Source organism: Paraburkholderia sp. EG287B, assembly GCF_040965595.1.
GTDB lineage: Bacteria > Pseudomonadota > Gammaproteobacteria > Burkholderiales > Burkholderiaceae > Paraburkholderia.
Genome location: NZ_JBFRCG010000038.1, coordinates 1 through 13,023 on the forward strand (window position 1 = coordinate 1; position 13,023 = coordinate 13,023).

Sequence of the window (13,023 nt, forward strand, 5' to 3'; positions counted from 1 at the left end):
CAAGGCCGGCCCTCCTGCCTCCACCTCCTGATTGCCGGGTAGGCCCAGACAGAACCTGCCCACGCTCGCCGAGCATGCCTCATTTACGCACGTGACGTCGAGAGCGGCCCACGCGAGCCGCTTACGTCGAGCGCGTCATGAGCGATTTTGCTAAACCAGTCGAACTGCTTTCCGGTCTATCGTGATCGTTCCATAGGGTGGTGCGACTCCGAATCCGCATTCTGCACGGCTCCACCAACGACCGCTTTGGAGAAATGTCGTTGACCGCTTCGGGTCGGTTATGCCTGTTGCATGAGAGCGTGGGCCGTGGGCGAGCGGCGTGCCCGGTCGTGGGACGCAGTGCGGCCAAGACTGGTCATTCGACTTTCGCCCTCCGATCGTCGACAATCCGAGCAATCAGCCCAGTTTTTAATGACGATAACTAAGGCGGACCTCCCGTGGTGTCACGGATTGGCTCCATATCGCCGATCCGTGACACGCGGACCGTCAATACAACACTCTCGAAAATGCTGTTTAACAAAAGACCTGAATTTCGACGCCGGCCGCCGAGTCCCTATCGCGAAGGGAGTCTGGTCAATCGTGCGACCACGTTGTTCTCGTGGCTAGGTCGGGGAATATTCGGCCTCTTGAGCATTGTCTTGTTGCTCGCCACAGCGGCGGCAGGGCCTGGAGTGGACCTGCCAACATCGAAGAAAGGGTGGTTCGCATTGGCCGCCATCATCGGTGGTGGCGTCGTTATTTGTATAGTTGTAGTTCGCTGGATGCACCTTCCGGTTACTCAGCAAAGGTAATGGCTTGCGCATGAGGGCTCGCCTCCGATCGGGATATTGCTTTTTGTATAGAGGCGCTTGCGAGGGATGCTGGGGCTCATGAGGCTGCGTGCGGCCACTTTCGGTCACTCGACGGCAGGTCCGAGATCGCCGACAATCCGACTTCTGCCACAGGGCGAATGATTTTCCGCTGAGCCTTTCGTTACCGAACAATAGCTATCTCGTAGGTTCAAGTCGATTTCCCATGGATATGTAATTCATGAAACGCATCTACTTTTATGCAACAAAGTTCGATATCCTGGCAGTCGTGAAAACGGTAGAGGAGAAGATTCTACTGCAATACATACTTGCCCATCATCAACTCCACCCTGCATACGGTCCGACGGCTCCCGAATATTCAAGCGCATCCCAATTGCCATGTCTTGGCATTGCAACCGCCAAACAAACCGGATCGTGTGAGCGATACATTGTTGCACCGCGAACTATCGCGATTACCCCTTTGACAAGGCTCGTTGGCGGAAATCCCGAGACCTATTTTGAATTAGGAAATTGTCCCGATTGCGTAGAGTTCAATGCCGGTGGCTTTTGGGAAGAGCGAGTGCTCATCAACGGACTAATTCAGACATGGTCGGGCAGCAAAGATGCGCAGCGTCTCATGCGTCTTTTCACGTCAACTTTCCAAAAAACCTTCAAACAGAAAATCGGCTCATACTGGATTGGGCCGGAAGCCTTCGAATTCTTGCAAGATGGAGGACGCCTCACTCTGAACGTCGACGCGGAACCAGGATTCGATATTCAGATTCCTGATCGACCTATCATCTGAGTTCTGTCTGCCCCGGTCACAATCAGATCTTCGAATGTCCGCTACTGAGAGGCGCGACCGTCCGGAACGGGGTCGGGTTATGCCTTTTGCATGAGATGCGCACCCGACCCGATCGCCGCGCACGACACGTGGGGCAAGGTGCGGCCAGAACCGGCCGTTCAACGTCTTTGCGAAGATTGTTGATATCGGCGGCCGTTCTGCCTGTCGCATAAGATGCGCGCCGGCAACATCGCACTCGCTCGTCGGGCACCGGTCGGCCAGGAGCTCACTCATAGCCTCGCCTAAAACGTGAGTGATTCGCCGTCGCTCTGTCAGAATTTCGATGCTTTCCACGTAATGACTAGATACTGATAGGCACAAGACTATCCTTATTTTAAATGAGTCCTTGTGTCCTCAGATACGTGGGGCCGCTCTGACGCTGTTAGTTGGTAATCGTTCCAGAGACACCCTGGTTCGGCGAGGATTCGGTTGGCACAGGTACCATCACGCCACCGCCGGAGTCCGACGCTTGCCCGTCACGGTAGACCGTCGCGTACGGCTGTCCCGCAGCATGGAAGGTGCCCGTATCCGGCGTATCGTCTGCCTTGAACGTGCCAGCGTATATCGAGCCGTCAGAAAAGAAGTACTTTCCCTTTAGGTAATGACCGTCTTGAAACGTGCCAGAATAATGGTCACCATTTGCGTAGTTATAGGTCCCGTCGACATATTTTCCCTTCGTATCATAGTTGCAGCAAAATGTGTTGCCATTGGGCCATCTGTAAGTACCCCGCGACGGGACACCACCACTAAAATCACCGGAAAACGTTTCCTTACTCGGGTATACAGCGGTCCCGTTTAACGTTTGACCATTCGAAAAAGTTCCGTCGTATGTCGTCCCGTCTGGATATTTAATCTTTCCTTTTTTCATGGAGAACGAATTTGCATCAATTGTTCCAGTGAAAATGGCGCCATCTTTGAATGAAACGGTAACGTTGTCTGGATTTATATTCCCATGAAACCATGTTCCATTCACTGTCATATTGCCTCTTTTCCAAACACCATTTCCCTCCGCCACTCCGAACCTAAAGGTACCGGTCAACGTTGACCCATCGGTATCATCCGTAAGTTGGCCAGCGCCGTGTGCCTGTCCATTAACAACTTGGCCGGTGTACTCCTTAACGAGTTGGCCAGTGTACTCACCGCTTCCCATGAACGTGAGAGTTTGATCCCCTCGTAGACTTCGGATAGACGACCTTAGAAAGTCGGTTGGATAGAAGGTTGATGGGGTACCGTAATTTCTGTTCGGAAGAGTGAGACCAGCGTGCTGGGCGACTTCGCGGGCGAACATGACACAGTCGTGCAAGATCGCGGTCACCGTGAGCGGTGGAGCTGTCTCATTGCCTGCTCGGCTTAATCTAAAAGACTTTACGTAGCTTTCAGCGCTTTGAAACGCGGATTGGTCGACCTTAATGACGATTGAATCAGTCATGTTCACTGCGCCCGAAGTGTCATTGGTCATACTAATGGCCTCGCTAGTTACCTGCCCATCAGCCAAGCCAAACACGGCCTTTGCTTTTTCGGTTCTAGTGTTCACGGTAAGATTCAATCCGTACGAATCGACGACACTTCGCTTTTGAGCTTGGTCCTCCATGCCCAGGAAAACAAATGCATGACCGAACCAGCTGACATCCTTTTTTTGAGGGCGCGCCGCGATGACGACAAAGTATTGATCGCCCGATGCGGACGGCACGGGACGCCTAAGGTCGACCGTGAATGTATCTGGAACCGCTGCAGCGGAGTAAAGAAGCGAGGCGGAACCTACGAAACTAGACGTGAGTATCGCTTTGGAGAGCGCACCGAGAGGATGGACTTCTAGTACAGACATGGTGTCTCCCGCAGTCATTACGTTTGACAGCGCTCGAGCAAATCTGAGCGACCTTTCCCAGCACTAATCAGTCGAGGTCTGAGCTATTTAGACGTTGCATGTGAGTATCGTTATAGAACACTGGGGTACATACAGCACGGTGTTTTGTTAAGTAGACAGCTATTCGGATCACTATCCCTATCTCGTTGTCACAGTCAGGCTGAGAATCCGAATCGCATGCGACGGCGGCCGGCGAGCAGCTTGCCTTCCGTAACCGCTGTTGGATTCGCGCGCGAGGAACTGTACCTCACAACCTTCACATCAAGCACAACGCTGACCATAGGACGGTCGCGCTCGATGATGTTCTAATTCGGGCGCTCGAAGACGGTCTTCACAGGCACGTATTCTCAGGGTCCGATCGCTATCCACCGATTGGCGGCGACATGGTTCGTTGTAACCAACGACAAGGTAAGTCGCGGCTTCTGGACCGCCTCACCAGATTCTGAATGGCTGCTTTGGAGAAAGCCGATCGTCTCCTGCGGGTCGGTTATGCCTGTTGCATAAGATGAGGACCGGGGACGAGAGGCGTGCCCGGTCGTGGGACGCAGTGCCGGCCAGTTTCGGACGTTCGATGTCTTGGCTCAGATTGTCGACAATCAGATACAGGCTCTCTGCAAGTGGATGGTACTCTGCGTACTTTATCTAACGTCGTAGAAGCTGCGACAGATCATCGCGATGCGAAAAAAACGTGACATCCTTGCAGTCGACGACCTTCGTACGCCCGAGCTTGTAGCGATTATCGAGCGCGCTCAAGAGATGGCCAGACTGTGGGAGGAGCGACGCATGCCCCAGAGTCTTGCCGGTAAGCGGGTTGGCCTTGTCGTCAACGATACCGGATGGAGAAATACGACAGCCTTCGATCTTGGCATTCAGGCAATGGGCGGCATATGCGTTCACCCACCTCTGCGCTGGGATACGCGCGAGGCACTGAACGACCTCGCTACCTATCTCGACAACTGGTTCGATGGAATCGTTACCCGTACGCCAGATCTATCCATCCTGCGGGCGTTCGCGGACCTGTCACGCGGACCAGTTATTAACGCCCGTACACGGCAGAACCATCCGTGCGAAACGATTGGCGATCTCGCGTTTTACTTTCATCGACATAGGAAGGTTGATGGGATCAAGGTAGGTGTTGTTTCTCCGGAGTCGAACATTCTCCAGTCATGGATCGAGGCAAGCGCAGCGTTGCCCATAGCGGTTGTCCAGGTTTATCCGGAGAAGTGGCATGTCAAGACCACTACGTCGGCTTATCGCCGCTTCTCCACCAGCACCGACATGAATGCGCTGGTTGACGCTGATATTCTCGTGACCGACTGCTGGCCGGACGACGCGACGCCGTCCGAGCTGGAACGCTATCAGATTACGGCTGCGATGCTGGACCGGCGGCGACCGGACTCAGAATTCATCCCGTGTCCGCCGGTATCAAGAGGCAAGGAGGTGTCAGCAGATGCAATGACGCACCCAGCCTGCCGCGTCGTCGAAGCAAAGGCTTTTCTGCTTCATGCCCAGAACGCGGCTCTCGAATGGGCATTCGAAGAGATCTAAAACCCCGGAGCACAGCGATCGCAGGAGCCCCGGAACGACGATGAAGCGCCAGTCGCCGGGACTGTTCGTCGCTCATCAAGACGGCGGCGACACAGCGGTCAACGGTCATTCCGCAGCTGAAATTGCAGTCCTTGCGTTTTCTCCTTAATATGTGCACACTGCATATGTGCATGATGCATGTATTTGGAGAGCCCTATGACACTGCGTGCGGAAAACCTGGTTGGTGCGCTCTCCGTACTCGTCACGGACGAAATGTCCGCGTTGAACACGCTTCCCGCTCTTGCCGGCTCAACAGCACGAGCAATGCTTAACGCAATCAGCCAATATCCGGGCGCATCTATCGAATTACTACGTGATGCCGTCGCACTATCGCACCCTGCTGCGGTGCGCGCCGTGGCCAGTCTTGTCGACGCTGGCCTCGTCGAGAAGCGTGCCGGTGTTGACAAACGGTCCGTCGCGCTCGCGCTGACCAGCGCCGGCCGACTGGCAGTCAGGCGCCTGCAGAGAGCGCGCGAGAACTTGCTTACGCGCATCGTGGGCCATCTCGACGACGATGAGCGCAAGGTGCTCGAAGACCTGTTGATCAAGATGCTCTGGCATGAAACGCGCGATCCGGCGCACGCGATGCAGCTATGTCGCTTTTGCGACGACGGACCGTGCCTCAGGGAGGGGTGCCCGATCGAATGCCGTGAAAAGGGGCTACCCATGCCCGTCCGGAGCGCGCAATGAAACAGGTGGCGGCGGTGCGCTGGCCGGCCATCGCCGCACTGACCGCCGTGTCGACGCTCGCGCAGATCGGCCAGTTCGGCATCGGCTTCATCATGCTGCCGGTCTGGCTCGCTCATCAGGGGCTCGACGCGCAGCGCGCCGGTCTTTTCGCCGCATCGCAGTGGGCAGGCATGCTCGCGGGTCTGGTGGCAGCCCCAGCGCTCGTTGCTCGAATTGGCGCAAAGAGAACCGTATCGCTCGGCCTCGCGGCCACGATCGTGGCGTTTTCACCCTTAGCCTCGCTGTCCTGGCCGCTATGGATCGCACCGGGCATCCTGACCGGACTGGGCATCGGCCTGCGGTGGATCGCCAACGAGTCGTGGCTGTATGGTCTTGTCCCCGAGGAACTGAGCGGCCGCGTGGTCGGCGTGCACGAGACTCTGATTGCGACGGCTGGAGTCATCGCGCCGGCACTGGCCGCGTGGTACGGTCCGGACGGGTTTGTGACGATTGTCGCCGGCCTGTCATTTACATTTGCCGCTGCCATCCCGCTCTGGTTGACTGCACCGGGGCATCCGGCAGGCATTATTGCACCTGAGGCGAGTGTTCACGGAAGTGAACGGACCGCGCCGGTTAGCGCACTTGTTTACCTGGGCATGGTAGTGGTCGCGATTGGCGGGATCAGCGACGGTGCGCTTTATGGTCTCTTTCCACTCTATGCCAATGCGCGTGGAATGAGCGGCACACAGACAACGCTGCTGCTGGCATGCCTTGGCCTTGGTGGGATGGCACTGCAATTCCCGGTCGGCTGGACGGCCGATCGCGCCGGTTTGGGAATAACGGTGGTTGTGTGCGCGATGACGAGCACGCTGGCACTTCTCACCTTCGCGCTCGCCACGCCAATGACGTGGTTGTTCCCGGCGAGCGGCCTCGTAGTCGGAGGCATGAATAGCGCGTTCATCACACTTGGCATGTACGCTGCTGCGTGCAGCGAGAAAACTGCGCTAATCAGGAATATGCGACTAGTTTCGCTGGCATTCACGGCCAGCTCGATCGTCGGCCCGCTCATTACAGGAACCGCGATGAAGGTATTCGGCAACGACATTTTGTTATGGCCGCTCGCGATCGCAAGCGGCGCGCTTGCCGTCTTTACACTGGGCATCTGTGAAGGAAGACGTCAGCGCAGCCACCCGTCGCCTGCGAACTGAGCTACCAAGCACAACTGCTGCCCGCACGGGTGCAAACGACTGCCTGCATCGGGCAACAACTGCACTCAAAGCGGTCACGGGACACCGCAAAATCGACGGGCTGAAACGGGTCAACGCATGCAGATTGCATGAGACACGCGCGGGATTCGATCCTCATGCTTGGGCGTGAGACACGGTGCGGCCAGCAACGGTCATCCGGCGTTGAGCCTAGATTGTCGACAAGCTTCGCGCGTTGCGGCAATATACCGGGCCGCGCGCTTCAAAAAACCAATAGGAAAAAACACCATGTGGGTGACGCAAACGTACCTCGGAAAGCCGGACCCCAAAGCCGAGCTTTTCGTTTACTACGTCTACGAAGAGTACTCCCCACCTCAAGCGCAATTCACTAAGGCTGTGAATGAGCACTTGGGGAATCTCGGCCAAACGTACAGGGAAAAGGTGTCGCTGTTCGTTCCCGATCCGAAATCCAGGTCGCTGATTGCCGGGGAAATGCGCGAGATTCGACCGCTCTGGGACGCGATGCATGGAAAGCTTCCGGGCATATTGATTGCCCGTAGACCGCTCTCTGAATTTGACCCGGAAGAAGAGTTCTATCTGATTCCATTCAAGTCAGTCACTCCGCGCGACGCGGCTGAGGTCGTTGATCAGGTGCATAGAACGTTACATGACCAGCTTTCCAATCACCGCCTCATGCAACGAAAGCAATCCACAAAGGCGCCGAATGACTGGTGGGAAAGGTTCTATGATGCACTCGAACTAAAGCCCGGTTATTATGGTGTTCGAATCGATCTTAAAAAATTGTTACGCCGAGCCAACAAGAAAAACGATTGAAGGATCCACGAATGTCCGCTGTGGAGAACCGCAAAGGTCCGTTTTGGGTCGACACCGGAAGTTCGAAGAGAGCGGCGACGTGCTTGCTGTGTCGCCTCAGCGCCAATCTTTCGGCACCGGGCCGGGTGCCTGCCGCGTTGTGATAATCATTGAAAGGCCTCCTGGCCGCCCAAAGAAGGGGCGGCCAGGGTCTACAGTTGAGATGCCAAGCTCAACCGACCCGTTCAGGAGGCTGAAATGAAGTATAGCGGCATCGATCTGCACTCGAACAACGCGGTGGTCGCCGTGATCGACGATCAGGACCGGGTGCTTTACTGCAAGCGACTGGCCAACGACCTGTCGTCTGTCATCGCGGTTCTCGCGCAATTCCACGAGGACCTGCAAGGGGTCGTGGTGGAATCAACCTATAACTGGTACTGGCTTGTCGATGGCTTGATGGCTGCGGGCTTTGCCGTCCATCTCGCAAATACCGCCGCCATCAAGCAGTACGAGGGCCTGAAGTACGCCGGCGATGAACGAGATGCTGTGTTTCTCGCGCATATCTTCCGCCTTGGGCTACTGCCAGAAGGTTACATCTATCCCCCGCAGGAGCGAGGCCTGCGTGATCTCGCCCGAAAGCGCATGCAACTCGTACAGCAGAGTACGCTGAACACCCTCAGTATCGAGAACATCCTGGCACGGCAGTTGAATCTGCGCCTCAACGCAGAGCAGGTCCGCCATCTCGATAGCGCGGCCGTAACCTCACTCGGTTTGCCGCCGCATATCGAGACTGCCCTGGCGGCAAACCTCGCGGTGGTGCACACCCTGCAAGCGCAGATCAGGGTAATCGAGTCGATACTTCATCGCGAAGCAAAACTGCGTCCCGAGTTCGCGATCCTCAAAACTGCGCCCGGTATCGGAGTCACACTGGCGACCACGATCATGCTGGAGACGGGCACCATTTCCCGCTTTCGCACTGTCGGCCAGTTCAGCTCGTATTGTCGGTGCGTTGAAAGCAGGCGCGTCTCGAATGGCAGGAAGAAAGGCGAAGGCAATGCCAAAAACGGCAACAAGTATCTCTCCTGGGCCTTCATCGAAGCTGCAGCTGTTGCCATGCGCAGCTGTCCGCAGGCGAGGCGCTTCTATGAGCGCAAGAAAGCCCGGCGCATGCCCGTGGTCGCCATGAAGGCTCTCGCGCACAAGCTCGCGCGCGCCGCATTCTACATGTTGCGAGATGGCAAACCATTCGAGGTGACCAAATGCTTTGGTTAGATTCGGCGGGGCCGTGAGCCCGGTAAATGTGTTGGCGTGAACCCAGGCTAGTGATTGGGCCACGTGCTCCCGCCGTCCCCCAATCAGCGATCGCTGGGATGCCCAGACCATGAGCCGAAATGAGCCTGGCACTGCTAACGCAGCAAGCCGATCATTGGTGAATACTCCCGTGGACACCGGTCTGGTACCGATGGTTTTCTGGGGCTCTCCCAAGAGCCACGGGCGAGAGCCAGGACACCGGCCCTCGCCTTGATCCCGATGGATGACTGGTGCAGACCAGTTCTGCAACCAGGCGAGCGAAAAATCGGATGCATGCTCATGCGCGTCGACGTGGTTGGGGTGGCTGAAACTGTTTCGGCTAAGCAGGGTAAAGCCTGAGAGAGGAGTATTTATCTCTTGCTCCACGCCTTTCAATGGATGACACATTTATTGTCGCAACGGTGTCACTTTTATTACGGTCTACGACTGCGACCGGCAGTATCAGCACTTCATGACGGTGTTGCAGTGACACAGCTGTCTGACCTCGATAACCGGTTGAGCGCGCACTTGACGCATTGTCGGATGAGGCACAAGGACTTGGACGCGCATCTGCAACAATTTGCCGCCGTACAGAATGGATCACGCGCGCCGATGCACCCGACCGACGTTCCAGAGGCAATGAAGGTAGTGCAGCGAAGCGCAGAAAGAGTGCAGCAAGCATGGGACTTGTGTGTTGAACACGCGACGCTTGCGGAATACTTAATGGACCGATTGGTATTCAACCGCTGGCCAAACATTTGGCATCACGCGCGTATGCGTTTGAGGCCAAATGACCTTGATCGTCGGTCGACGCACTTGCTGAAAACGGGATCAATTTTGGATACAGAGACAGCCGCCTCATTCAATACGGTGGCCTAGGAAAACCGGGAAAGCGATGGGGCCAAATCAGTCGGTGTTCATAGTGAACGGTCGCAGTTCCTATGGCGTTTTCTCGTTCGTTTTCGTGACGGGCGTGGTACTGGCTTGGAGTGCATCGTTTGATGGGCCAGCCGTTCGGATTAGTTCCGACTATTGGTGGTGGGTCGCTCCGGCGGCGGTCTTACCTCTAGTGCTCATCGTGTGGCGCCTCCAGCGCGCCCTCGTCGGCACCACGTATAAGCCTCGCGGGGCGGCGACGGAACATGTCATGGGCCGCGGCGAATCTTGGGCAACCGGGACCATCGCTGCAGCGATCCTCGTTTTCTTGGCAATGGCCGCTTTCGCAAACATCATGAATCAGGTAATCGGTGTGCCGTACGTCGCGAACTATGACGTGACTGCAAAACACGTTGAGCGTGGCAAGCACACGTGCTATGCCTTGACCGTGACCAAGGTCGGCGACGCGGCTGACCAGTTTGAGATGTGTGTAGCACAACGCGAGCATGACGAAACCGCGCTTGGTGACTTGCTGGAATTGCACGGTCGGCGCTCAAGGTTTGTTAATCAAGTTCTCGGCTACACCAGAAGCCACTAAATGAGCTTCGCGAAAGCAACGGAAAACAGCGAAGAGACGATGCTGGAGGCCAGTCAGGAGGGCAGTGGAGCACCAGGGGGAAACAGCGTCCGCTTTGCCACCCGGGGCAGCGCCCATGCCGCACGCCTTGCTGCCAGCAGGTCGGGGTTTGAGATTGCCGCTTTTCATGACAAAATGCGTCACTAAACCTCGATAACGTGGGACATTTTGTCCATCTCGCATTGAAATCTGCTGACCTTTCATACGCATTGGCGCGCCTCGGTTGGACGCAGGTGACGTTCGCTGAATATTCGGGCTACGACCGCCGGACCATCGGTCGATGGACCCGTGGTGAATCGGCAATCCCGCTGCTCGTTGAAAGACACCTCGACCTGCTGCTCGCCATTCGTGACCGCTTGCCCTGAAGATTTTCGTTCAGTCAGGCGTACGGCATGATGCGTTAAGCGGGGCTGTCCTCGCCATTTGAACTTCGGCTTCTTCGTGCGCCGAGGCGACGCAGATGCCGGCTTGACGTACTAGCGTGCGGCTAACCGGACTGTGACAGTTGATCTGTAGTGTCAAATGGCGTGAGACTACGTCGCTCGCCTGTCCTGGACTACGCGGGTATCGGCGATCCTGATCGGACGATCGGCTGGAGACGGACCCTCATCGGCCGTAGGGGCTCGCGCACAATGATGGACCGCTTCCCTACCGTTTGCCGACATACGTCAATCAATGATCCGACGGCAGCTCACTGAGCCATAACGGACGGTGATACTGTCGGAACGTCGAGCGGGAACTCTACGTGGCTATCAATGAACGCGTCCGCCTTGTTGCTGCTCGTCTATGACGCAATGCTTATGGACGCTTGCGAACATGCCAGCCGCTAAGTAGCGACGCGCGACATCCACGGGTCGTGCATCACACCAGACGCCGCGACGCCCTTGGTGCATGCGGAGCGCGCGCTCGTCGCTGGCTGCTCGATTTCGAAATGGGTCGAGCATAGGCTGCTCGCTCGCTCACGCCGAGCTTCGCTGCGTGCCTCATTAGCGCCAATTTCGCTTTCAGCTCGCGACAGGATGCAACAGCGTGCCAACTTCAGCTTCCTTTATGAGCTCGATGTAACGACGTCTGTCGAGGTTCGACACGAAAGCGTCCAACTGTGCTAGCGACGTACCCTTGAAATTTCTCTCTAGGCTAGATCGCGCTAGATTGCGAATTGCCGAGTTCAAGTGCGCATGCAGCGTGAGACGAGCGGCGTCGGGCTTCTCCCACTGCTGACTGAACACGGAAGTCATGAGCAGTCTGCGTAAAGTGGACATGTCCTGACTTGCTGTGATCACTTTAGATCTCGTCGAAACTACAGTGTTATTCTTCCTATTTATCCGTGGATCTTCGTTCGGTATCCAAGCCCCATGTTGGTAACACCATGCGAGGACGATCCAAAGCAAGGCCCTTGCGCGGGCCGGGTATCTAACGAGAAACTCATTCAATTGAATTTCGTCTTCGAAGAATCCGTCGCGAGCGCTGGCTAGTACAGCATCGACTTGCTCATTGATACGCTCTTGAACGCCAACGGTGAGTGGTCTCTGCTGCTCGGCGAAAGTACGTTCGAGAGCCAGCTCAGCCAGTGCGGCATAGTCAACGTGGCCCTTGGCGCTTACTTGGTGGACCGCATCACTCAAGCCGCCTCGGACGAATTCACTGACTTCGCCGAAAATCCGCTGCAGCATCGGGAGACCATCCATCAGCCGCTTCTCGTACGCCCAGGTTTCTAAGCAATGTCGGTTCACCGCTGCATGGACGAGAATGCGCGAAAAGAGGGAGTCGTTCGACGCAGGCGTATCTCGAATCGTGAACTGCCAGGGATGAGAGTCAATCGCACTCTGCAATTTGGCGATGGTCTTTTCATGCGCGGCACGTACATCTTCCGTGGACATATTCGGCGTGACGGGATGCGGGAACGCAGCCGCTCCCCGCTCACGGCGCATTCCTTCGGAAAAGTAATTTGCAAGGCACCATGCCGCACAATCAACACCGCTGCTCTGCGGTGACGGTGCATTCTTGGTATTTACGACATGCGAATCTACGAGGTTCAGTAGGTGAGGATACCGCTCACGCTCTTCCCGCGGGACACATAACGACACAAGGTCGAGAAACCGTCGACGGAGTTGCATCGGTTCGATTATCGCGACAGGCGGCGTCGTTTCGCGACTCGTCGCAACCGTAAGCCCAATGCGCGACTTCAAGCTCGCCTCATCGCGGCTCCCGTCGATCAGATTCTCGTGCGGATATGTCACCTGCGAAATGCTCAGCCATTTCCGGTTCTCCCGAATCATGATCGCATACAGCATTCCGAAGATCTGCATCTCTTCGTCGGATACCGAAGGCACTTTTTCCAACGAGAATATGTCGCGAAGGCCGTTCTCGAGCGAGCGCGGGTCGACGTCGCGGCTCGCATTCCTCCACCAAGGCTCCAGCGCTTTCCGGGCGAAATCGTAGTTCATCAT

General features: G+C 56.4%; 11 protein-coding genes. 9 read left to right on the forward strand and 2 right to left on the reverse strand.

The window, feature by feature from the left end; translation table 11 throughout:
* Positions 1-1,029 precede the first annotated feature (1,029 nt).
* Entirely contained in the window at positions 1,030-1,593 is a 564-nt protein-coding gene (locus AB4Y40_RS40455) for a hypothetical protein (protein WP_368692630.1), read from the forward strand.
* A 421-nt stretch (positions 1,594-2,014) separates the two neighbouring features.
* Here AB4Y40_RS40455 and AB4Y40_RS40460 read toward each other — a convergent pair whose 3' ends face one another.
* Positions 2,015-3,457: a hypothetical protein gene (locus tag AB4Y40_RS40460; protein WP_368692631.1), complete on the reverse strand. Its 1,443-nt coding sequence runs from the start codon at positions 3,455-3,457 to the stop codon at positions 2,015-2,017.
* A gap of 714 nt (positions 3,458-4,171) precedes the next feature.
* On the opposite strand from AB4Y40_RS40460, the gene AB4Y40_RS40465 reads away from it, so the two are divergent.
* From AB4Y40_RS40465 to AB4Y40_RS40500, 8 genes are all read left to right on the forward strand, one after another.
* The gene (locus AB4Y40_RS40465; protein WP_368692632.1) at positions 4,172-5,044 is read left to right on the forward strand and encodes a hypothetical protein; all 873 of its coding nucleotides are present in this window, start codon (positions 4,172-4,174) and stop codon (positions 5,042-5,044) included.
* Positions 5,045-5,239: 195 nt separating this feature from the next.
* On the forward strand, positions 5,240-5,773 hold the full coding sequence (locus AB4Y40_RS40470; protein ID WP_368692633.1) for a MarR family winged helix-turn-helix transcriptional regulator: 534 nt from the start codon (positions 5,240-5,242) through the stop codon (positions 5,771-5,773).
* Positions 5,770-6,960, forward strand: coding sequence for an MFS transporter (locus AB4Y40_RS40475; protein ID WP_368692634.1), 1,191 nt, complete (start codon positions 5,770-5,772; stop codon positions 6,958-6,960). Before AB4Y40_RS40470 ends, AB4Y40_RS40475 begins: the two co-directional genes overlap by 4 nt.
* A 285-nt stretch (positions 6,961-7,245) precedes the next feature.
* Positions 7,246-7,791, forward strand: coding sequence for a hypothetical protein (locus tag AB4Y40_RS40480; RefSeq protein ID WP_368692635.1), 546 nt, complete (start codon positions 7,246-7,248; stop codon positions 7,789-7,791).
* Between the two features lie 237 nt (positions 7,792-8,028).
* Positions 8,029-9,042 carry an IS110 family transposase gene (locus AB4Y40_RS40485; RefSeq protein WP_368692636.1) on the forward strand — a complete coding sequence of 338 codons (1,014 nt, stop codon included), beginning with the start codon at positions 8,029-8,031 and terminating at the stop codon, positions 9,040-9,042.
* A gap of 913 nt (positions 9,043-9,955) precedes the next feature.
* On the forward strand, positions 9,956-10,534 hold the full coding sequence (locus AB4Y40_RS40490) for a hypothetical protein (RefSeq protein WP_368692637.1): 579 nt from the start codon (positions 9,956-9,958) through the stop codon (positions 10,532-10,534).
* On the forward strand, positions 10,535-10,720 hold the full coding sequence (locus AB4Y40_RS40495; RefSeq protein ID WP_368692638.1) for a hypothetical protein: 186 nt from the start codon (positions 10,535-10,537) through the stop codon (positions 10,718-10,720).
* An 11-nt stretch (positions 10,721-10,731) separates the two neighbouring features.
* Complete coding sequence (locus AB4Y40_RS40500; RefSeq protein ID WP_368692639.1) at positions 10,732-10,938, forward strand: helix-turn-helix domain-containing protein; 207 nt, start codon at positions 10,732-10,734, stop codon at positions 10,936-10,938.
* A 639-nt stretch (positions 10,939-11,577) separates the two neighbouring features.
* On the opposite strand, the gene AB4Y40_RS40505 is transcribed toward AB4Y40_RS40500, so the two are convergent.
* Entirely contained in the window at positions 11,578-13,023 is a 1,446-nt protein-coding gene (locus AB4Y40_RS40505) for a hypothetical protein (RefSeq protein WP_368692640.1), read from the reverse strand.

What these genes read in the sequence shown, in the direction of transcription:
- AB4Y40_RS40455 (WP_368692630.1), top strand. Translation starts at nt 1,030, where the DNA reads ATGAAACGCATCTACTTTTATGCAACAAAGTTCGATATCCTGGCAGTC.
- AB4Y40_RS40460 (WP_368692631.1), bottom strand. Translation starts at nt 3,457, where the DNA reads ATGTCTGTACTAGAAGTCCATCCTCTCGGTGCGCTCTCCAAAGCGATA.
- AB4Y40_RS40465 (WP_368692632.1), top strand. Translation starts at nt 4,172, where the DNA reads ATGCGAAAAAAACGTGACATCCTTGCAGTCGACGACCTTCGTACGCCC.
- AB4Y40_RS40470 (WP_368692633.1), top strand. Translation starts at nt 5,240, where the DNA reads ATGACACTGCGTGCGGAAAACCTGGTTGGTGCGCTCTCCGTACTCGTC.
- AB4Y40_RS40475 (WP_368692634.1), top strand. Translation starts at nt 5,770, where the DNA reads ATGAAACAGGTGGCGGCGGTGCGCTGGCCGGCCATCGCCGCACTGACC.
- AB4Y40_RS40480 (WP_368692635.1), top strand. Translation starts at nt 7,246, where the DNA reads ATGTGGGTGACGCAAACGTACCTCGGAAAGCCGGACCCCAAAGCCGAG.
- AB4Y40_RS40485 (WP_368692636.1), top strand. Translation starts at nt 8,029, where the DNA reads ATGAAGTATAGCGGCATCGATCTGCACTCGAACAACGCGGTGGTCGCC.
- AB4Y40_RS40490 (WP_368692637.1), top strand. Translation starts at nt 9,956, where the DNA reads ATGGGGCCAAATCAGTCGGTGTTCATAGTGAACGGTCGCAGTTCCTAT.
- AB4Y40_RS40495 (WP_368692638.1), top strand. Translation starts at nt 10,535, where the DNA reads ATGAGCTTCGCGAAAGCAACGGAAAACAGCGAAGAGACGATGCTGGAG.
- AB4Y40_RS40505 (WP_368692640.1), bottom strand. Translation starts at nt 13,023, where the DNA reads ATGATGAACTACGATTTCGCCCGGAAAGCGCTGGAGCCTTGGTGGAGG.